The organism is Paraburkholderia rhynchosiae (assembly GCF_002879865.1).
GTDB classification, from domain to species: Bacteria; Pseudomonadota; Gammaproteobacteria; order Burkholderiales; family Burkholderiaceae; genus Paraburkholderia; species Paraburkholderia rhynchosiae.
This window is the reverse complement of sequence record NZ_PNXY01000029.1, coordinates 57,922-78,177: the sequence shown is the minus strand read 5'-3', so window position 1 is coordinate 78,177 and position 20,256 is coordinate 57,922. Positions and strand designations below refer to the sequence as shown.

Sequence of the window (20,256 nt, the reverse complement as noted above, 5' to 3'; positions counted from 1 at the left end):
GCAGTTCATGGTCTAGCGATTCCGAATAGCCGGCGACCGCGTGCTTGGTGGCGGAGTACAGCGCCATATAAGGTGCGGGTAGGAACCCCACCACGGAGCCCATGTTGATGATGCGACCACTCCCCTGTCGACGCATATGCGGTACGACGGACCGGATCATCCGTACCATGCCGAAGAAGTTGGTGTCGAAGATAGCCTGGGCCTGCGCAATCGAACTCTCTTCCGCGCCGGCTGGAGCGACTCCGAAGCCAGCGTTGTTGACCAGCAGGTCGATGCGGCCCTCCAATTGGATCAGTTGCTGGACCAAAGCATCGACCGACGCGTCTTGGGTCACATCGAGCGGCAGCATCTCGAACGCTCGCTGGCCCACTCGGCCGCCGCGCCGGCTGGTGCCGTATACCTTGTAACCAGCTTTTGACAGCCGCTGCGCAGTGGCTTCGCCTATGCCCGACGAGGCCCCTGTTACGAGGGCCACTTTGTTCTTCGTGTTCACGCTGTTTTTCCGTTAGTTTTTGAATCTCGAATGATGCGCATCATATGAATGTACGAGCGAAAAATCGATGGGATTAAATGGCGTCAGGCGACGGGCAGGTGCTGCAAGGCGGCCGCGCGCAGGCTGTCCGATAGCGCAGGCTCATCGGCGATGCGGGCCAACAACAAGGTGCCAACCATCGTGGCGACGGACACTAGGGCGCGTTCGTGGGAACCGGGCTGCCCCCAATCTGGCGACTGGCGGGCAACAAGATCGACCATTTCCTTGATGTACCGGGTGGACACGCGCCGGACTTCGGGCGTTTGGCGCGCGGTTTCCGAGGCCAGCGCGGCCAGGGGGCATCCGCGCTCCACCTGCTCCAGGTTCTCTCGCGAGAGGTAGGCGTGGAACATGTAGGTCAAAGCCTGTTCGGGGGGCACGCTGGCAACGCCGTCTGCCGCTGCGGCCGCCGCTTCCGCACAGGCCCGCCCCGCTGCTTCCGCCAGCATGGCCTCGCGCGAGGCGAAGTGGGCGTAGAAGGCGCCATGGGTCAGGCCGGCCTCCTTCATGATGTCGGCAACTCCGGTTCCGTCGTAGCCGCTGCGACGGATCGCCCGCGCAGCGACGCACACGATGCGCTCGTGTGAGGCTTCCTTGGCTGCCGTTCTGGTGCTAAGTTTCGTATTTCGCATGATGGTCATCATACACAGTTTCAAAAAAACGTGTTGTTATGTTTTTGGGCGAAACCATCCACTTGCTTGCGATTGTTTTGGTCAGATGCTTAGCGATCGTGCACTTGATGGGAGGCACCGCCCTTTCAGTCGGGGTTTAAGGTGCAGTGGAACAGAGTGACGCCGCGAATTATCCCTTGCCGGCCCGGCAGGTCGCTTCGACTTTTCCGACGATAATCGGCGCTCGCTGTTCCGTGCCAAAGCGATCTACGTGCTTTCGGAAGAGTACGGCCTGAGGTCGACTTGCGACGCTGGCCTGTCGCTAACGTGCTTTATTTTCCGTTTTCTGAAGCAACCCCAAGTACGTTCGCGAAGTCAGTGAGTCCTTCACTTCGTGTTGGCTCCATCGTCGCACGGCCAGCCGCAGCTGCCGCGCCGGCTGATCTCATCGAACGTGAACGTACTGATGTGTCGTGGCCGGTGCAGAAGGTCGTCGAGATGTTGCTCGTGTCCGGTGAACTGGATCGGCATCTGCGCAGGGTGCGACGTCACTATGGGGCGATGCGGAACGCCATACGCGAACGGCTGACACCGTATGCGGACGTGGTCACTCTGGGGGGTGACGAGGGCGGCCTGCATGCGGTCATCTCTGGGCGGGACGATTCGTTTGACCGGGATCTCGGGGCCGCATTGCGATCCCAAGCATACACAGATCATCATAGGTCGGCCGAAACGGTCACCCAGCGTGCCAAGGAAAATCGCCCGACCATCACGCCAAAAAGTGCCGATCCGGCCATGACGCCGGCCCTGGTCGCGTCGATGCCCATGTCCTTCATGATTGATGGCAGCGCTGCATCCACGACGGCAAGATCGTAGCCGTCGAGTATCAGCATCAATAGACACCAGAACAGGACCAGGGTGTGAAAGCCATCGAATCTTGCCTAGCCCGCGAGTGAGTGCACGTCTATCTGGTTCATCTTGTCTCCTTTGGTTTAACGTCGTGGGCGAAGTCCACGCGGGCTCCAACAGCGCCCTGGATGGGGCGGCCTTGTCGCGACTCGATTGGCCGTTGGTCTGTCCTGTAAGCAGTTTCAGCGGGACGACACCGGCAGTCCATGTCCATCAACTTCAACTTGGATGAGGCCGCCGAACATCCGCGTTTGCCGGCATTGCGGCACTGCCGGCAGCTACTGGCCGGGTCACCCGCTCTCCACCCCCGGTCTCAGGACGGACTGGAAGATGACGACGAGCGGAACGGATAATCTGCCCTTCAGCGCCACCGATCACGACAATCCGCGATGGAGGGCTCTCAGTTCATATCTTCGACCGAGGCCATTGCGCCGAATCACAAATCAGACGTTCGCATGGCTGCCAGTGAGTCACCGCACGATCGACGAGAAAGCGAATGCGGCGGTAGAAAGCCCCGCATATGCGGCGCCTGAGCCAGTGGAAGCCCTGAACGACCTGAGGCTTTAATTGTGGTCTGCCACCGTTACCGTTACCGTCGATGGACGGGCGGCTTCGACCAACACCTCCAATTGAGCAGGGATGTGTGGCGGACGGCCCCGGTCACTGTGGCCGCGAGCGGGATGTCCTGCGCTTCGGTAATGACGGGGCGCATTGCACTGGGTCGGAGCGTATGCGCCCAATCGCGGTAGCGTTGGCAGAACCGGGCGTAAGGATACTCGCCAGACACTGCGGACGGGCGCGCGCTGCCAACCGAACTAGTTCGCGCATACAAAGCTAGTTGCAAGATTCTGGTCGCCGCCGACGTATTTTGGCCACTCTGGATATTCGCACAATGGTCGGGTACGTCCAGCGGCTGGCGGAGCGAGGTCGGTGATCGTCAGGTTGTGGGGCTCGACGCCTTTGGTGACCCAATTGTCGAGTGCCGTCAGACCATCGTATGAACCATTGAACTGTCCGCCGCCCCCATGCGCCGCGCCCGGAACCAGGTAAAATTTCAGAAATTGATCGAGCGGCCCCTGCCCGAACCTGGATACCAGACGGTTATAGTAGTCAATCGACAGTTGCGCTGGAATGAACTGGTCAGCTTGTCCATGTTGGAGAATGATCTTGCCACCGCGACTTTGGAATCGAGTCAAGTCAGTGCTCGTGCTATCCATGAGCGCGCTCACTGCCTGGACGTGCGCGGCTAGCGGTCCCGGGCTGGTAGGATCGAAATTTAGAATGCTCAAGCCGGGATCGCGAGCGACCGCAAATCGGAGCATGTCGTTTGAGAACGTGTAATAAAACGCGCTTTTTCCGAGAACCCCGGGTTCGATTGTCGCATCGGTGGCGGACGCGCCCCAAGCCAACGGGTTTGACCAAAAGTCGGTACCGGCGAATGCGTTGTATGCTGGAAACGTTTGAATTCCGTTCGCCAGTGCAAAGCTAAGGTTAACCGGTGTCCCAGCGGTGGCCATTGTATTGATTTGCGCGTCGGACAGGCACGTGTCACCGGTGTCGACTCCGCCGGTGCAGCGAATCAGCGTTGGATCGAACACGCACGCTGAAGGGTTGCTAATTATGCCGTCAGCCACGCCATCCAAAGCGTCGCATTGGTTCATGACCGCTGCGAGAACTGCTTTGCCTTTAGCAGCGGTGACGTATCCTCCGGGCGCAAGGAGGGATTTCGAAATTCTCCCCATTTGGAGCCATAGTCCTGTAATTCCCGAGGCGGGAAATGTCGAGATGATACCGTCGTAGTCTTGTGGGAATCGCTGCGCCGCCACCAGGGCTTGTCGTCCGCCGCTCGATCCGCCAATAAAATAACTGTGCACAAAGGCCAAGCCATAACGTCTCTTTGCGATGTACTCCGCAAAATCATGCGTCTTCTTAATGTGGTCGCCTGCGTAATTAGCGAGCGCCTCATCATTTTCTGCGAATGATCCATCGAAGAGGGTTCCCTCATGCCCGCTGTCGCTCCCAAGAGTCACGTAACCTCTGCGCAACGGCGTTGTGACGCCTGCTGGCTCTGCGCCGGCTATGAAACCATCGAACGGCGAGCCCTCAGTAGCGGGGATGGTGCCATCAAAACCCCCGCCACCAAAGTGAACAGATTTTCCGTTGAAGTTAGTCGGAAGGTCCACCTCCGCATGAATATCGGGCGCGTTGAAATCCACCGGATGAATACTTGCAAGTACTTTGCAATACTCACCATTTGTATTGCCGGGATCCGTATCAGCAACGAGCGTGGCGGATACGACAGTGGCACCGGTTGTCGCTAATCCGATGGAGGAGCTGGGAACCGTCATGCCAGCCAACGCACCACACATCGCAGCCGACGTCTGCGCCGCGGGGTTTGCCGGCGCGGAGTCATGGCCGCCGCAGCCGGATATGGCAATAGTTGATGCCGCTAACAAAGCACGTAAAATTGCCGAGCTTCGGCCGCTCGTTAACCGATTTCTCATTCTCGTCTCCGTATAATTATTGCCGCCATACTGACTTTCTGATTCCGAGCAGTCCTTGCTCTTCTGTGCTGCTATTTTCGTGAGTCGTTAATCTGGAACTGCCCGCCATATGCTTGGAATTTTGGCGACGCTTCATGCCAAAAGCGATTGCAGTGTCAGCCTGATTGGAGCCTCAATCCATGTCCTTCGACCTCAGTTTGAATGAGGTCTGTGGACAGGCGGATCTTTCCTAGCGCTGTGAAGTTCTTTGCTCCCCGGCTCAACCATCCGCGCGCGCGATCCAATGTGCGGAGTTACGCGCCAGTAGCCTCTTGCGAGCTGACGGTTCGCCGTTCGGGCCGGCCGTCCGAAAGAATGCGAGCTGTGGCGCGGAGAGCTCTGTCTCATACGCTTGCGCGACGCTGCTTCTCCACGGCATCGTTCATTAACGCCAGGTCTGCGTCGGGATCAAACCGCGCAACGGATCTTTGATCATCGGCACGAACTCGCGTGCTCGCACGCCTACCGTCCACATTACGATCGCGGTTGTGATAAAGCAGACTCCTCGGTCGTGTACCCGAACCGTACGAGATAGAGGTGTGGCGGTCGGAGTAGCTTCAGGGTAGGGGGCGGCTCAGACGATCTCAATGGTCAGGGCCGTGGGCTCGCCTCCGCCGATGCACACGCTTGCCACGCCGCGCCTGGCACCGCGCAGGCGAAGTGCGGCCAGCAGTGTCACGACAAGACGTGCGCCGGTAGCGCCGATTGGGTGACCCAGCGCGCAGGCCGCGCCATGCACATTCACGCGCTCGTGCGGCAGCGACAGCCCGCGCATCGCGTCCATGACCACCACGGCGAAGGCCTCATTGATCTCCCACAGGTCGACATCGTCAACCTGCCCCCCCACCTTGGCGAGCAGCTTCTGGATCGCACCCACGGGCGCAGCAGTGAACCAGGCCGGCTCCTGTGAGTGCGTGGCATGCGCATGGATAACGGGCAGCGTTGATAAGCCATGCTCGCGTGCGGCGGACTGGCGCATCAGCACCAACGCTGCTGCACCATCGGAGATCGAACTGGAGTTCGCTGCCGTGACGGTGCCATCCTTGCCGAAGGCGGGTTTGAGGGTGGGGATCTTGTCCAGTTGGGCCTTCGCTGGCGCCGCGTCCGCGTCGACGAATCTGTCGCCGCTGCGGCCCGGCAACGTCACCGGCGCGATCTCCCACCGGAACAGACCATCGCGCTGCGCCTGTTGCGCGCGCAGTCCTCGGCGAAGGTGCCCATCAGGCGGCCGTTGGAGGCGGTGCCGTAGTGGTCCTCAAGGCCGTCGAAGAACATGTGGTCCAGCATCTGGCCATGCCCCAGGCGCTGGCCCGAGCGCGCCTTGGGCAACAGATACGGCGCGTTGCTCATGGATTCCATGCCGCCGGCCATGATCACGCGTTGACTCCCCGTCAACAGCACATCGTGCACCAGCATCGCGGCTTTCATACCCGAGCCGCAGACCTTATTGATGGTGGTGCAGCCCGCCGAAAGCGGCAACCCGGCCTCCAGCGCCGCTTGACGTGCGGGCGCCTGGCCCAGGCCGGCGGGCAGCACGCAGCCCATCAGCATCTCGTCTATGGCCTCAGGCTGCAGCCCGGCCCGATGCACTGCGGCACGGATCGCTTCGGCACCGAGCTGCGGCGCTGTCAGCGAGGCGAAGTCGCCCTGGAAGCCACCCAGCGGCGTGCGTGCGGCACCGACGATAACGACGGGATCATTGGAAGTCGAAGAGGTAGGCATGCGAGTCTCCATCCGCCGCTCCATGGCGGCGTTGCAAGGGGTGAACAAAGGTTTCGTCGCGGAGGAATTCAGTTGACCACATTCGGGCCCGGCGACTGAGGCCGACCGCAGCAAGCGGCAGCTGGCATCATGATGAGTGCGCCGGACACCGGGTCACCTGGCCGCCATGCGGATGGCGCCATCAAGGCGAACCACCTCGCCGTTGAGGTAGGCGTTTTCGAGGATGTGCTGCACAAGCCTCGCGAATTCGTCAGGCCGTCCGAGACGCGCAGGAAAGGGGACCATCTTTCCGAGCGCGTCCTGTACCTCCGTGGGCATGCCTTTCAGCATAGGCGTTTGCATGATCCCAGGCGCGATGGCGACCATGCGAATGCCGTGGCGCGCCAATTCGCGTGCGATGGGCAGCGTCATCGCGACCACTCCGCCTTTGGAGGCGGCGTAGCCCGCTTGCCCGATCTGGCCATCGAAAGCTGCGACTGACGCGGTGTTAATGATGACCCCGCGCTCGCCATCGGAGTCGGGCATGTTCCCGGCCATGCAGGCCGCGCCTAGCCGCACCATGTTGCCTGAAGCGTCTTGCGACATGACCGGCACGCTGCCGCGCAGCCTCCGCCGACGAGCTACGTTCTCGACCACCTACTGGCTGATCATCGTAAGCGGCACGCAGGGATACTTCCATGCCCATAGGCTTCTTCTGGTTTGTTGTTCCCGGGTTTCCGACGTCGACAATCAAATTCTCAGCCGAAGCCACCACCGCCTTCAACCTCCCGCCTCAATCCCCCCGGACAGATAGCGGCCGATTGCGGCACTTAAGCATGAGCGTGCCTCCGTCGTGGTGTCGGTAGGTTGGGCGAACCCCGCAGCGGTCATCATTTAGTCTCGCCTATTCGGAGCTCGGACCCTCCGTGCAACGTGGTGAAGCGATTGCATGGACGATCGCGTTCGCCCTCGTCCGCTGCTGAGCAGCGTCAAAACTCGGGGCGAGCGCGCACCGTACCGAATCTCAAGCACGGCGGGGATAAAAGTGAACTCATATTCATTCGGTCTTACCTTCTCAGTGACAGTTGATCGTCCCAATGGAGACGCATCCGACGGTCTTGATCCCTCGCGTCGATGCAGTATTCGTCGCTGGTCCGCCCGATTGCTGTGTTGGGGTAAACTATGGGTGAATTACCATTTACTCCTGTGTCCTGATCGGCTCTAATCACACCATCGCCGATCTTTCAGGGTGCAACAATGAGTCATCCCCAGCGGAGCATCGACACACGTCAGCAGGCAGAGTGGGATAGCGTTACCGGTGAGGCACTGTCTGCCGGTGAGTTCAGAAGGGCGATGGGGCTGTTCGCTAGTGGTGTGACAGTGCTAAGCGTTTCCCATGCTGGCGGTGTGCGCTCAATGACTGCAAATGCGTTCATGTCCGTTTCCCTCGACCCGCCGTTCGTGGTTGTCTCAATTGCGCATACCGCGGGCTTCCTGACGTTCTTGAATTCTACGGACCCGCGCTTCGGCATCTCATTTCTTTCTTCTAAGCAGATTGCGGAGTGCGCGCATTTCGGAGGTAAGCCCTGTGACACGTTGGATCCGAGATATGACTGGTATCGCAATGTGCCGGTGCTCCAGAACTCTCTTGCTCAATTCGCAGTAAAGGTTCACACCACCCTGGACGCTGGAGACCATCGACTGATCGTGGCTCAACTTCAGTGGATGAAATGCGCCGAGGGCAAGCCGCTGCTTTTTTACGGCGGCAAGCTGGGCAGCCACCATTGGCAAGAACCCGTGCGTACTGAGTCGATGCTGGACTTTGACAGTTGGGGTTGAAGCGGGGTTGAAGCGTCAGCCTTCTAATTTCATCGAAAACTATCTGGGAGCAAACATGTACGTTTCGGATGCCACGAGACATCTTGGTCGGGCGGACTTTTCCTTTCAGCACCTCATGAGACAAGTAAAAGAGTTGCGGCCACTGATTGAAGAAAACGCACCAGGAAATGAAGCTCGTGGAATGCTGGCGCCTGCGGTGGTCGATGCCCTCACCGAGATCAGTCTGTTCGGATATTTCGCGCCAAAGGAAGTAGGCGGGTGGGAGCTGTCGCCGGTAGAGGCATTGAAGTTAATTGAAACGGTTGCCGAAATGGACGGGCCCACCGCCTGGGTTCTGTTTGCAACCGGACTGTGCACATCTGCGGCCGGCGCTTTTCTGGGCGATTCTGCTGTGGAGGCGATGTTTGGCAGCGGACTGACCGTCGCGGCCGGGCAAGGCATCCCGAATGGGAAGGCAACCGCTGTTCCAGGGGGCTACAGGCTCACAGGTAAGTGGAGTTACGGCAGCGGCGTTAAGCATGCCCATTATGTGCACGCTGGTGCAATCGTCTACGAAGAAGGGCGTCCGCGAACGTTGCGCAACGGAACGGCGGAGACGCTAATTCTCAACGTGCCACGGGAAAAAGTAAATTTTCACGATAACTGGGATGTTATAGGGCTGCGAGCGACGGGCAGCATTGACTATTCAATAGAGGATGTCTTCGTACCTGAACATTTCTGTTATACGGCGCGGGTGACTGAACCCCTACGCGGCGGATGGACGTACCGGACTGGCACGATTGGTATCGGCACCGTCGGGCACACTGCATTTGCTCTCGGGCAGGCCAAGCGCATTCTTGACGAAACCGCCGCTTTGGCGCGTGCAAAGGCTGCGGCCCCGAATTCAATTGCCAGCTCGTCGAGTTTCCTAGAAGGCTACGCATGGATGGAAGCGAGGGTCAAAGCGGCGCGCTCGCTGGCATTCGAGACGTGGACGAGCGTCGAAAACGCGCTTCGCCAAGGAGAGCCTTTTACAACCCGGCACGTCACGTTAATCAGGCTCGCGTTGAATCATGCAACGTGGACGGCTGTGGAAGCATGTAATTTCGCCTTCAAGGCGGCTGGCGGTGTTTCGCTGAGAAGTGGAATCATCCAGCGGATCTACAGGGACATGCACGCGGGTTCACAACACATCACCTCGTCGCCTGTGCTGCTCGGCGAGTGCGGCAAGGAATTGGCGGGATTGGCACCGGGCAAGCAGTGGAGCTTCCTGGGCCTTGTTGATGCCGCTGCTGAATGACATCCGCCAAAATGTGGATCGGGAGGGAACCCGATGGAACTGAGAAACCGGTTCGGAAGGCTTAACGCCAGCCGCTATCGTCCGGGACAGCCGTGTAGCAGGTGGCTTATCACCGAGGCTCCGATGACCGTGGCTTCGAGTAGATCGCTTAGCAGTGAGCAGGCCATTTACATCGGATCTTGCATAACATCTTCTTTTGGAGCGCAGTGCTGCGTAAAACGATGCCGATTTTGAGACTTGAGGATGCGCCACCGCTGGAGCCTGAGTATATCGGCAAGGTTCGGGGAATTCCCAGGACTCTCTCTCCGGAGAGCTTTCAAGCGTCGCTCACGCTTTGCGCACCGCTCCACGCACACGACGTGGAAGCGCCGTGCGGCGCGGTTGCTCTGGATTTGCGCTACGGACCCGATGAACGGAATTGTCTGGATCTTTATCGCACAGTCGATGCAGCGCGAACGAGCCAGCCGCTCGTTCTTTTCGTCCACGGTGGTGGGTTTGTCGCTGGGAACCGCCGCATACCGGGAAGTTATCTTTATTCCAACGTTGCTGCATGGGCCAATTCTCATGGCTTCGCGGCTGCATTAATGTCGTACCGTTTAGCCCCTACAGCCCAGTGGCCGGCGGGTGCTGAAGATATCGAGCGAGCGATCGATTGGCTGGCCGCAAATTCTGCGCGACTCGGCATATCAACGGAGCAGTTGATCGTCATCGCTCATTCAGCCGGCGCAACGCATCTCGCTTCTTGGCTGTCCGGGCATCATGGTCAAATCCCTGATTCGTCAGCCATCAGTGGGGCCGTGCTCATTTCAGGTATCTTTGCCCCCTCATTGCTTCCTTTTCAAGGCGCGCTCGCTTATTACGGTGGTGATTTGGGGTCGAGCCGCTATTCAACAGTCGATGGCGTCGGTGCGACTGAAGCTCCTCTGTTGCTGGTCGCGGCCGAATTGGATCCGCCGGAATTCATTTCCCAATGGAGAACCGTGGTCAGCGCCAGAGCGGCGACACCAGGCGCTAAGACGACGACGTTTCTTGTTCCGAACCAAAACCATTTTACTTCCGTCCACCACCTGGGCCTCGAGTCGGACAACCTGGGAGTTGAGATGGCAAAGTTCGTGCAAAGGTGTGTAAAGAGGCGTTATTAAATTTGCATGCAACTCACGCTTGCAAAAATGCCTACTGACGAGAGGACCGTTCACGACGGCTCGGCTGGCGCCTCGATACCGGATTCGTCCGGCGGCCGTTTGCAAGGCGCTCACCGCTGGAAGACGACTTCTCAAAGGTGCCAAAGACGCCGTCCAGTCAGCTTCGCTGGGGGCCGGCGCTCTTTGGAGATGCGCCTTTGGACTTCGTCGACTCGCTCGTGGCGATGGCCCGCAACGGCTCCGTCGCATCGATGACGGGGTTGCACGATTCACCTGCAAGCGGCGACTCAGTCGATAAGGGACCGCTTCTTCTGCTCGGCCGATGGCGAGCTGCTCATCGTGCCGCACCGGGGACGGATGGGCGCTTGCGCTGGCGAAGTGCTTCCCGCCCGGGAGGCGACATGAGCGGACTGACACTACGGAAGCCTGATCGTACGAAATGCCCTTGAGTTCATTGCGATGCGCACCCGGAACGATGCCGAGCTGCGAAAGTAGCCACGCAGTGCGTCGCGGCCAGCAGTGGGCACCCGGTCGTCGCTGGGCGGTTGCGATCGAAGTTGCCGTACAGTTCGATGAGCGAGATCACCAGCCGAACGCTCCCCGTGTGGTCGAACAACGGCGCGGTACGCGTCCGATGCCGGGAACAGGCGCATCAAATGCATCGTCGAGTCACCTTTCGCGTCTCCGATTCGGGCGTACTTCGTACTCGCGGGAGATCGTCGACTTTGCAGCTCGGCCGAGTCTGAGTGCCTCTTGAGGCACCAAGCATTGCAGCACATCGTCGGGCATATGGACAGCGAAGACGCGGCCGATCGCTGTGTTTACAAGCGACATGACCGTGCTGACTTTCGAGCCGATAAGTTGCCGCCGTCCGATTCTTCCAGCCGGATTACCGTGGGTCGGAGCGAGCGGCCCGCGCGTGGCCGCCGTGACAGCGAGCCAGGATGCGGCGCTGCTGCTAGGTCGACAAATGGCGCTGCTGCACCTGGCTAGTTCAGCGGTGTCTGGACTTTTTTCAACGGTACTCCATCTGGTACAACCCCTGCCGCGGCTCTGCCGCGATGTCGCGCCGTCGAGCAGAGTTTGATGACACTGCTTTGAGGGGAAAACCCTAAATGAATGATCATTTACTTTCGTAGGTGAATTGTGCTTTACTTTCACTCAACAAACCTCCGACCGCAATTGCTCGACCGTCAGAGCGATTCACGGGAGAGGCCGGTGCTCGATGGACGCCGAGTTGTCGGTTTGGCGTCAGCAGGCCACCTCTAGGCGCCGTGCTGCTCGGAATACTGGTGCGGGCGGGACCAGCAAGGACAACCAAAGAAAGGAACGAGGAAGTGATTGATTACGAAGTAGACAAAGATGGCATCGCACACATCACCTGGAACAACCCGAACGGTCCTGTGAACGTCAAGACCCCGGCAGCCATCAATGCATTCGCACGCGCCGTCGATCGCGCCATCAACGATGACACAGTGAGAGCGGCATTGGTCCGGTCTGCAAAGCGCGACTACGTCGCAGGCGGCGACCTGATGGCGCTTTACGCAACCCAGACGCCGGAAGAAGTTCAGGCCATGGTGGGTCCGGTTGGCGCGTGCCTGCGCGCGATCGAGCGCTCGTCCAAGCCGTTCGCCGCAGTCATTACGGGCTCGGCGCTCGGAGGAGGGCTCGAAGTTGCGCTCGCCTGCCATCGAAGAGTGGCAAGCGACGACGCGCGGGTGCAGCTTGGCTGTCCGGAAGTCAATCTTGGGCTGATTCCGGGGGCGGGTGGCACGCAACGGTTGCCGCGGCTTATTGGAATCGCGCCTGCGACAAAGATGTTGCTTGAAGGTAAGCCCATCGGCGCGCAGCAGGCGCTGGCCTGCGGCCTCGTGGATGAGATTGTTCCCGCGGACCGGGCATTGGATGCCGCCAGCCGGTGGCTGCTGGATCATCCATCAGCACAGCAACCGTGGGATCGCAAGGGATTCCAGTACCCGGGATTTCAGCCGAACTCGCCCGAAGGTCAAGCGTTCTTCGACGATGCGTTCACCGAGCGGCAGCGCAAATCGCCTCCGGAAGATGTCGCGCCCCACGCCGTCCTGGAGGTGCTGCGGGAGGGATTGGCTGTCGACATTGATGCAGGGCTCGCGATCGAAGCCCGCCGTTTCGGGACGGTGGCGATTTCCCCCTCCGCTAAGAATCGCATTCGTACACAGTTCATCGCAACGGGCGCAGTCAGGAAAACAGCCCAATCCGGAGCCGGTGCCGCGACGTTCACGCCAACGCGTATCGGGGTCGTGGGCGCCGGGACAATGGGAGGCGGTATCGCTCTGGTGTGCGCCAGGTCCGGCATAGAGACAGTGCTCATCGACCGCACAGAGGAAGAGGCGCGCAAGGGACTCGATCGCATCACCAAGACGCTGGACGTTGCCGTGACGCGACAACTGATGGGGCAGGGCCAGCGCGACGAGACCCTCGCTCGCATTGAAGTCACGACGGACTTCGGGCGCCTCGAGGGATGCCAGGCCGTCGTTGAGGCAGTAGCGGAGATCACGGAAGTGAAGAGCGAGGTGTTCAGGAAGATCTTCGACGCGGCGGGTCCGGACGTCCTCGTGGCGAGCAACACCTCGACCCTATCGATCACGAAGATGGCCGAGACTGTTCAGATCCCTGGAAACTTCATCGGCCTGCACTTCTTCGCTCCGGTGGACCGGATGGCACTCGTGGAAGTCGTGATGGGCAGTCAGACCAGCGCTGAGTCGCTCGCTCGCTCAAAGTCGCTGCTGGCGTTGCTCGGCAAGACGCCTGTCGTGGTCAATGATGGGCCAGGCTTCTATACGTCCCGGGTGGTAGCGGCCTACTCCCGGGAAGCGCTGCAGATGCTGGGCGAAGGTGTCTCGCCAGAGTTGATCGACAAAGCGGCGGCGATGGCCGGATTCCCCATCGGACCTTTGGCCATGAGCGACCTCACTTCCTATGACCTGCTGAGGGACATCCTGACCAGCCTTGCGAAGGCCGGACGGGGCACGGCCGTGCAATCGCAGCCGGCATTGGACGTGATTGATCGGTTGCTGCGGGCTGGACGAGTTGGACGCAAGGGTGCCGGGGGCGTTTACAGCTATGGGCCCACGGGCAAGACGGTGTGGGACGAACTGCCGTCTGTTTTCCCCTCGCAGCAGCAACAACCCGACGCGAGCGTGGTGATGGAGCGACTGCTAAACATGCAGTCTATCGAAACCACGCACGTGGTTGCCGAAGGCATCGCGAGCGATCCGCTCGCACTCGATCTCGGTGCAGTGCTCGGGTGGAGCTATCCCGCATTCCGAGGTGGCGTGCTGGCGCATATCGACCAGGTGGGGCTCCGCCAGTTCGTGAAACGCAGCGATGAGATGGCGACGGAGTTCGGACCCCGGTACGTCGTTCCAGCACTCCTGCGCGAGATGGCCGCATCGGGCGCTTCATTTCACGCCTCGCACTAATCGGTTTTATCGGAAACAGGAGAAATAACTTGCCAGTCGTACAACTCAAGGCGGCCCGCGACTCCAGTACGAGCCAAGTCTACGTGCCGCCCCGCAGCCTCGTTGCTGACGGCTCCCTGCGGGAGCCGGAGCTGATCGAAGTTGCCGCGCAGGGGCTGTTGTATAGCTCCACCACGTTCAACGGCCAGACCTATGGGATTGTGGATCTCGACTGCGGCGCTCGTATCCAGGCCCTTCTTGCGGAAGGCACCGATCGTATCGGGGATCGCGTGATCGCGAAAACCAGCGACACCACCAATGAGACGAGATTCTCCCATGAATGACGTTTTGATCGCAGGCGTAGGCATGGTCCCGTTCGGCAATCACGGACCTGGCGTTGGCGTGAAGCTCGGGCGCGATGCTGCTCTCGCGGCATTGCAAGATGCCCATTTGACCTACGCCGACATTGACGCCGTGGTCGTCGGTACCGCGCATCCCTTGTCGCCGCGAGGAATCTTTGTCGCCAAAGAACTTGGGCTAACCGGTGTGCCAGTCCAGCACGTCACTAATGCGTCCGCCACCGGGTTGTCTGCGATGCACTGCGCTCGGCAGGCAATTCTCTCGGGCGACGCCCGGCGGGTGCTCGTCGTGGGCATGGACTCGCCGCAGAAGGCGGTGCCGGTGGAGGACATCATCGTGGCTGAAGGAAATTTGCCACCGGTCGTTTCGTTCGCGCTCTGGGCCAAACGTCGCATGCATGAATCGGGCACGACGCGTGAGCACCTTGCCGCCATCACGTCAAAGAATTGGAACTATGCGCGGGAGAACCCTTTCGCCGCCCGCCGTGCCCCCGAGCCCGTCACGATCGAGCGGGTGCTAGGGAGCCGCATGATCGCTGATCCTTTCACGTCGATGATGTGCACCCCTTGGGGAGAAGGTGCGGCGGCGGCCGTGCTGTGCAGCGACGATAGTTGGCCGGTGGGCGCGACGCAACCCCGGATACGTCTGGCCGGCAGCGCATTCGGAAGCGACGCGTACTCGCCTGAATTAATCCTTGAAGGCGCAATTGTGGGTCCGCCGGAACTTTCACAGCGAACCGCGGCCCAGGCGTTGACGCAGGCGTCGGTGAAACGCTCAGATGTCGACGTTGTGCAGGTGCACGATGCATTCGCCGTGGAGGAACTGATGTACTACGAGCTCCTTGGGTTTTCCCAACCGGGCCAGACGGAAGCGTTAGTCGGCGAAGGTGCATTCGGACCCGGTTCGCGGGAGCGCTTCGGCTTGCCGGAGTTTTCAACCGACGGCGGGCTGCTCGCGCGTGGTCATCCCGGTGGGCCGACAGGCCTTGCGCAGATTTGGGAAACTGTGCGCCGGCTCCGCGGCAGGGACCGAGTGGGAATGTGCCATCTGCTTGGAGCCGGCTCCGTCTGCGTGGTGCAGGTGCTGGTGCGCGACTAGGGATCTCAGCGCGATTCCAATGATGTGGACGCTAAGCCGGAGAATTCCGCGTCCGCTATGGCTCATGCCTCTGTAAGGTTTCCGCTAACTGTACGTCGCAATCCAATAATGGAGACAAATAATGCCAAGCATAGATGGAAGACCTGTGGGGGATATAAGAAACGGAATTGCGGTCCCGATCTCGACAGGACGCGTCGGTCGTTTTCAGGCCATCGTCGTTCTAATATGTGTCCTCGTCAATGCCGTCGACGGATACGACATATTGGTGATGTCCTTCGCCGCTCCGGCTGTTGCGAAGGCGTGGTCATTGTCCGGCAGCCAGCTTGGCATGGCGTTCAGCGCGGGCTTGTTCGGCATCTTGATCGGCACCGTCGTGCTCTCGCCCTGGTCCGACCGGTTCGGGCGCCGTCCACTCGTCATCGGCTCGCTGATGCTCGTTACAGTCGGGATGGTCTTTTCCGGGCTCGCGCCGACGTTGAAGATTTTTTTGATGACGCGTGCGCTCACTGGAATCGGCGTGGGAGGGTTGCTTTCAAGCACCGCCGTGCTGGTGGCGGAATACGCGTCGGATCGGCACAGGAGTAGCGCAATTAGCCTTCTTGGCGTCGGTTACTCAGTCGGTGCGATGGCCGGCGGCCTTGTGGCGCGGTGGTTGCTGGAAACCTTCGGCTGGCGATCCAGTTTTCTTGCGGGGACCTGCTTGTCAGCTTTCATGCTTGTATTGGCTACCGCGCTCTTGCCGGAATCGGTGGATTTCCTGCTGTTCCGAAGACCAAAAAATGCGCTCCGTCAGCTTAACCGCATTCTGCGCCGTATGAAGTGCCATGAGATATCGCAGCTTCCTCCACGCGTTGCAACAGTGATGAAAAGCACGTCAAGCGTCGGGCGATTGCTGGATCGGAACTACCGCACTAGAACTCTCCTTATCTGGACCGCGTTTTTTCTGCATTTAATGGGCCTTTACTTTCTTCTTAGCTGGACACCCAAGCTCTTGGCCGCGTCGACGTCGACGCAATCCGTGGCAGTCCACGCAGGCGTTGCGTTGAACGTCGGGGGAATCGTGGGAAGTCTGGCATTCAGTGTCTTCGCTCCATTTTTTAATCTGAGGAAGCTCACGGTCTTTCTGTTTGGAATAACCGCTATCGCGACGGTCCTATTCGGAATGGGTATGACAAACCCTGCGCTCGTTCTGCCGCTTGCCGCTGCGGTGGGCTTGCTTTCGTTTGGGGCGCTGGCAGGAATTTATTCGCTAGCACCGACTGCGTATGAGACTCAAACAAGGGGGACAGGAGTGGGATGGGCTCTTGGGATGGGACGCGTCGGTGCCATGATCTCCCCGTTTGCCGCTGGAGTGCTGCTCGACACCGGGAGTGGCAGTCTCGCTCTCTACATTGTTTTTGCCATTCCCTTTGCGCTCGCCGCGGTGGCGGTTTCTATGCTAGGTAGGTCCGAGGTTCAACCAGCAATGACACAAGAAATCAGTCCCGGATAAAAGGCTCAATTAGATCTCCCCGTCTCAGACCGTTCCCGGCCACGTGGTTGCGAACGGCCTGTGCCAACTGCGGTGAAACCGTGGGCCGCGTTTGCGATAAACGTTGCATGGGCACGTGCAAGCCGCCCGGTCCCCGCTCCGGTTGCGTAACCCAAGAGCCCGTGCGCAAGACGGCAGTGCGCCCTGCAATAAGTGAATCGCCGTTACGATGCTGGTTGCGCGCGGAGCACAAGATTAACACGGGGTAAATGCTATGTAAGGCGTGATTTACTTTTTGGCTTAAGCGTGGCTTACTTTAGTCAATCGCATATGACTTGGTTCAAGGCGGCGCCGACCGCCGGCGAAGCTTGCCGTCAATAAGGAGACAGACATGCATTTTACAAACAACGGTTGCTTACGGACTTTGACTGCCGCGTTGGTAGCGGCACTGCTCAGCTCCCATGCCATGGCAGAGAAACGCTATGACAGAGGTGCGAGCGACACCGAAATCAAGATCGGGCAGACGTGGGCCCTCAGCGGCCCGGTCGCATCGGAGGCCTACCAAACGAAAGTGCAGGCCGCGTATTTTGAGCGCCTGAACGAGAAAGGCGGTATCAACGGCCGGAAAATCCGCTTTATCACGTTGGACGATGGCTACAGCCCGCCGCGAACCATGGAGCAGACGAGAAAGCTGGTAGAGGAGGATGGCGTTCTCTTCGTCGCTCTGCCGTTTGGGTCGCCGACCAATGCGGCAACTCAGCGTTACCTCAACGCTGCCAAGGTGCCTCAGATTCTCGTGACGAGCGGAGGCTCTCGATTCGTTGACGCCAAGATGTGGCCTTGGACAACTGCCGCATTGCCCGCGTACCAACGGGAGGGTGCCATCTATGGGCGCTACCTTGCTCAAATGGCCGCAGACCCAGCTTCCTCGTTGCAAGCTCCGAAGGTTGGAATCCTCTATCAAAACGACGATTTCGGCAGGGATTTCGTCAAAGGCGTGAAAGCGGGCATGGGTGCCAAAGCCGCCTCACTGATCGTAAAAGAAATGAGCTACGAGCCCACGGATCCAACGCTCGACTCTCAATTGATTTCGCTAAAGGCATCCGGCGCTAACGTCTTTATGAACTTCACCACGGGACGCGCAACAAGCCTGTCTATCCGCAGGGCGTACGAAATCGGCTGGAGGCCGTTGCAGATCCTTAACTCGCCCTGGGCATCGATCGAAGCCGTACTGAAACCTGTTGGCCTCGAAAAGTCCACAGGGATTATCACTGCCAGTTACTTCAAGGAGCCCAGCGATCCTGCCTATTCCAACGAACCGAGCATGGTGGAATTCGTCGAGTTTATGAAGAAGTATGTGCCGGACGTGAATCCGCGGTCGAGAAATGCGGCCATCGCCTATTTTGATGCCTCGCTTCTTGCGAGAATTATCCAGCAAGCCGGCGACGACCTCACCCGTGCCAACCTCATCAAGCAGGCGACCAGTTTGAGCAAAGTAGCCAGTCCCTTCTTGCTGCCGGGGATCACCGTGAACATCAGCGACACTGATCGCGATCCCATCAAGCAATTTCAAATCGTCCGCTTTGATGGGACGAAATGGGTGCCGCAGGGCGCGCTTCTTTCGAATTGAAGTGCCGCCGCGTATGGGTTCTTACGGGATCCAGGCATTGAGGCGAGGACCACGCGATCGGTTCTGGCAGGACCCCAGTCAAATCTCAACCAAAGCCCGATAGATGAATGATCACGACCGAGTCACAGTCGAACGCGACGGAGATATCCGCCAAAGCACCAAGCGTTCTTGCAGGGGCGGCGATGCACGCTAAAGACACGGCGACGATTGCGTCTTGCGTTCCTCTTCTACGCATCCGTGATGTCAGCGTCCGATTCGGAGGTGTCGTCGCCCTCGACAAAGTCTCCTTCGACGTCGAAGCCGGACAAATTTGCGGGCTCATCGGGCCGAATGGCGCAGGCAAGAGCACCTTATTTAACTGCTTGTCGAGACTGTATGACTGCAACGAGGGGAGCATCGAAGTCAGCGGCATGTCGACACTTTCGAGGCCCAAACACGAGATCGCGCACATGGGCATAGGTCGCACGTTCCAGAACCTTGCGCTCTTTAAGTCCATGTCTGTGCGTGAGAACGTCCTGCTCGGCGTGCATGGCCGCGTGCAACCGCGTTTTCTAGCAAGCGCTTGGCGGTTTCGCTCTGAGCGCATTGTCGAAAAAGAGCATCAGCAGCGCGTGCAGGAGGTTATTGATAACCTGGGGTTGACGGCCATCGCGGAGCGCACCGTGTCGGAGCTGCCCTTTGGCACACAGAAGAGAGTGGAGATGGCGAGGGCCCTTATATCGCGCCCACGCTTACTTCTGCTTGATGAGCCCGCGTGCGGTCTGAATCACGAGGAAGTCGAGGCGCTGGGGAGGCTCCTGCAAGATGTACGGCAGCGGTTCAAGCTCGCAGTGCTGCTTGTGGAACATCACATGGGCCTGGTGATGTCAATTTCCGACAAGGTGGTGGCGCTGAATTTTGGCCGCAAGATTGCAGAAGGCACGCCGGAAGCGGTACGCAATGATGGTCGGGTTATCGAGGCCTACCTGGGCAAATCAGCGGAGCATTCCTATGTTGCTTGACGTAGATCAGCTCGCGGCTAGGTACGGCTCAACAAGCGTGCTGCATGGTGTTGACCTTCATGTGGATAACGGCGAAATCTGCGCTTTGCTCGGTGCCAATGGAGCGGGCAAAACAACCACCTTGCGTGCCCTGTGCCAGTTGATGGTGAAGACCGAAGGCACGGTGACTTTTGGCGGGCAAAGAATTGATGGCTATACAACCGAGCGAATCGCAAGGGCAGGAGTGGCTCATGTTCCAGATGGACGAGGGACCTTCCTTGGGTTGACCACCGAAGAAAACCTGCTACTTGGAGCAAGTTCCCGGGGCGGGGCGCGGGCCATCGCTTCCGATATCGAGAGGATGTACGGCTACTTTCCGCGCCTTCGCGAGCGCCGTAAGCAGCAGGCCGGCACACTCTCCGGCGGCGAGCAGCAAATGCTGGCGATTGGGCGGGCGCTAATGGGGCGTCCCAAACTGCTGATGCTGGATGAACCCTCGTTCGGCCTGGCTCCTCTGGTCGTTCGGGACATCTTCAACATCATGCGGCGGATCAACAGGGAGGAGGGCATGGCGATCTTGTTGATCGAACAGAACGCCAACATCGCGCTGGATCTAGCGCACCGCGCATACCTGATTGAACAAGGCCGCATCGTCATGAGCGGCAAAGCGGACGACCTGCGTAAGAACGAGCGCATCCGTCAAGCCTATCTGGGGGACTGA

Annotated in this window: 14 protein-coding genes and 3 pseudogenes; 11 read left to right on the top strand and 6 right to left on the bottom strand. The window is 59.5% G+C overall.

The genetic code is table 11. The annotated features are described in order from the left end of the window. From C0Z16_RS29465 to C0Z16_RS29440, 6 genes and pseudogenes are all read right to left on the bottom strand, one after another. Positions 1 to 493, bottom strand: a 493-nt coding sequence (locus C0Z16_RS29465; protein ID WP_146014369.1) for an SDR family NAD(P)-dependent oxidoreductase, incomplete at its 3' end; no start/stop codon positions are given. A gap of 83 nt (positions 494 to 576) precedes the next feature. Further along, positions 577 to 1,176: a TetR/AcrR family transcriptional regulator gene (locus C0Z16_RS29460; RefSeq protein ID WP_102635569.1), complete on the bottom strand. Its 600-nt coding sequence runs from the start codon at positions 1,174 to 1,176 to the stop codon at positions 577 to 579. Positions 1,177 to 1,842: 666 nt separating this feature from the next. Next, a pseudogene (locus C0Z16_RS29455) lies at positions 1,843 to 2,060 on the bottom strand (MFS transporter); the annotation flags it as partial. Between the two features lie 807 nt (positions 2,061 to 2,867). Then, on the bottom strand, positions 2,868 to 4,556 hold the full coding sequence (locus C0Z16_RS29450; RefSeq protein WP_102635568.1) for a tannase/feruloyl esterase family alpha/beta hydrolase: 1,689 nt from the start codon (positions 4,554 to 4,556) through the stop codon (positions 2,868 to 2,870). A gap of 613 nt (positions 4,557 to 5,169) precedes the next feature. After that, positions 5,170 to 6,317, bottom strand: a pseudogene (locus tag C0Z16_RS29445) (thiolase family protein). A gap of 153 nt (positions 6,318 to 6,470) precedes the next feature. Then, positions 6,471 to 6,881: pseudogene (locus tag C0Z16_RS29440) on the bottom strand (SDR family NAD(P)-dependent oxidoreductase); the annotation flags it as partial. 672 nt (positions 6,882 to 7,553) lie between these two features. Between C0Z16_RS29440 and C0Z16_RS29435 the strand changes: the two are divergent. The 11 genes from C0Z16_RS29435 (at position 7,554) to C0Z16_RS29390 (ending at position 20,256) form a co-directional block, all read left to right on the top strand. Then, positions 7,554 to 8,135: a flavin reductase family protein gene (locus tag C0Z16_RS29435; RefSeq protein WP_102635567.1), complete on the top strand. Its 582-nt coding sequence runs from the start codon at positions 7,554 to 7,556 to the stop codon at positions 8,133 to 8,135. A 55-nt stretch (positions 8,136 to 8,190) separates the two neighbouring features. Then, positions 8,191 to 9,414, top strand: coding sequence for an acyl-CoA dehydrogenase family protein (locus C0Z16_RS29430; protein ID WP_102635566.1), 1,224 nt, complete (start codon positions 8,191 to 8,193; stop codon positions 9,412 to 9,414). Positions 9,415 to 9,593: 179 nt separating this feature from the next. Continuing rightward, on the top strand, positions 9,594 to 10,556 hold the full coding sequence (locus tag C0Z16_RS29425; RefSeq protein ID WP_146014368.1) for an alpha/beta hydrolase: 963 nt from the start codon (positions 9,594 to 9,596) through the stop codon (positions 10,554 to 10,556). A gap of 267 nt (positions 10,557 to 10,823) precedes the next feature. Next, positions 10,824 to 10,961, top strand: coding sequence for a homogentisate 1,2-dioxygenase (locus C0Z16_RS39650; RefSeq protein WP_407070706.1), 138 nt, complete (start codon positions 10,824 to 10,826; stop codon positions 10,959 to 10,961). A 932-nt stretch (positions 10,962 to 11,893) separates the two neighbouring features. Further along, positions 11,894 to 14,017, top strand: coding sequence for a 3-hydroxyacyl-CoA dehydrogenase NAD-binding domain-containing protein (locus tag C0Z16_RS29420; protein ID WP_158244535.1), 2,124 nt, complete (start codon positions 11,894 to 11,896; stop codon positions 14,015 to 14,017). 29 nt (positions 14,018 to 14,046) lie between these two features. Then, positions 14,047 to 14,340, top strand: coding sequence for a PhlB family protein (locus C0Z16_RS29415; RefSeq protein ID WP_102635563.1), 294 nt, complete (start codon positions 14,047 to 14,049; stop codon positions 14,338 to 14,340). Continuing rightward, positions 14,315 to 15,454, top strand: a complete 1,140-nt coding sequence (locus C0Z16_RS29410) for a thiolase family protein (RefSeq protein WP_102635562.1) — start codon at positions 14,315 to 14,317, stop codon at positions 15,452 to 15,454. Before C0Z16_RS29415 ends, C0Z16_RS29410 begins: the two co-directional genes overlap by 26 nt. Positions 15,455 to 15,575: 121 nt before the next feature. Then, positions 15,576 to 16,946: an MFS transporter gene (locus C0Z16_RS29405; protein WP_102635561.1), complete on the top strand. Its 1,371-nt coding sequence runs from the start codon at positions 15,576 to 15,578 to the stop codon at positions 16,944 to 16,946. 370 nt (positions 16,947 to 17,316) lie between these two features. After that, on the top strand, positions 17,317 to 18,555 hold the full coding sequence (locus C0Z16_RS29400) for an ABC transporter substrate-binding protein (RefSeq protein ID WP_102635560.1): 1,239 nt from the start codon (positions 17,317 to 17,319) through the stop codon (positions 18,553 to 18,555). A 182-nt stretch (positions 18,556 to 18,737) separates the two neighbouring features. Next, positions 18,738 to 19,556 carry an ABC transporter ATP-binding protein gene (locus tag C0Z16_RS29395; protein WP_102635579.1) on the top strand — a complete coding sequence of 273 codons (819 nt, stop codon included), beginning with the start codon at positions 18,738 to 18,740 and terminating at the stop codon, positions 19,554 to 19,556. Continuing rightward, complete coding sequence (locus C0Z16_RS29390; protein WP_167403569.1) at positions 19,540 to 20,256, top strand: ABC transporter ATP-binding protein; 717 nt, start codon at positions 19,540 to 19,542, stop codon at positions 20,254 to 20,256. The genes C0Z16_RS29395 and C0Z16_RS29390 overlap by 17 nt, the downstream gene beginning before the upstream one ends.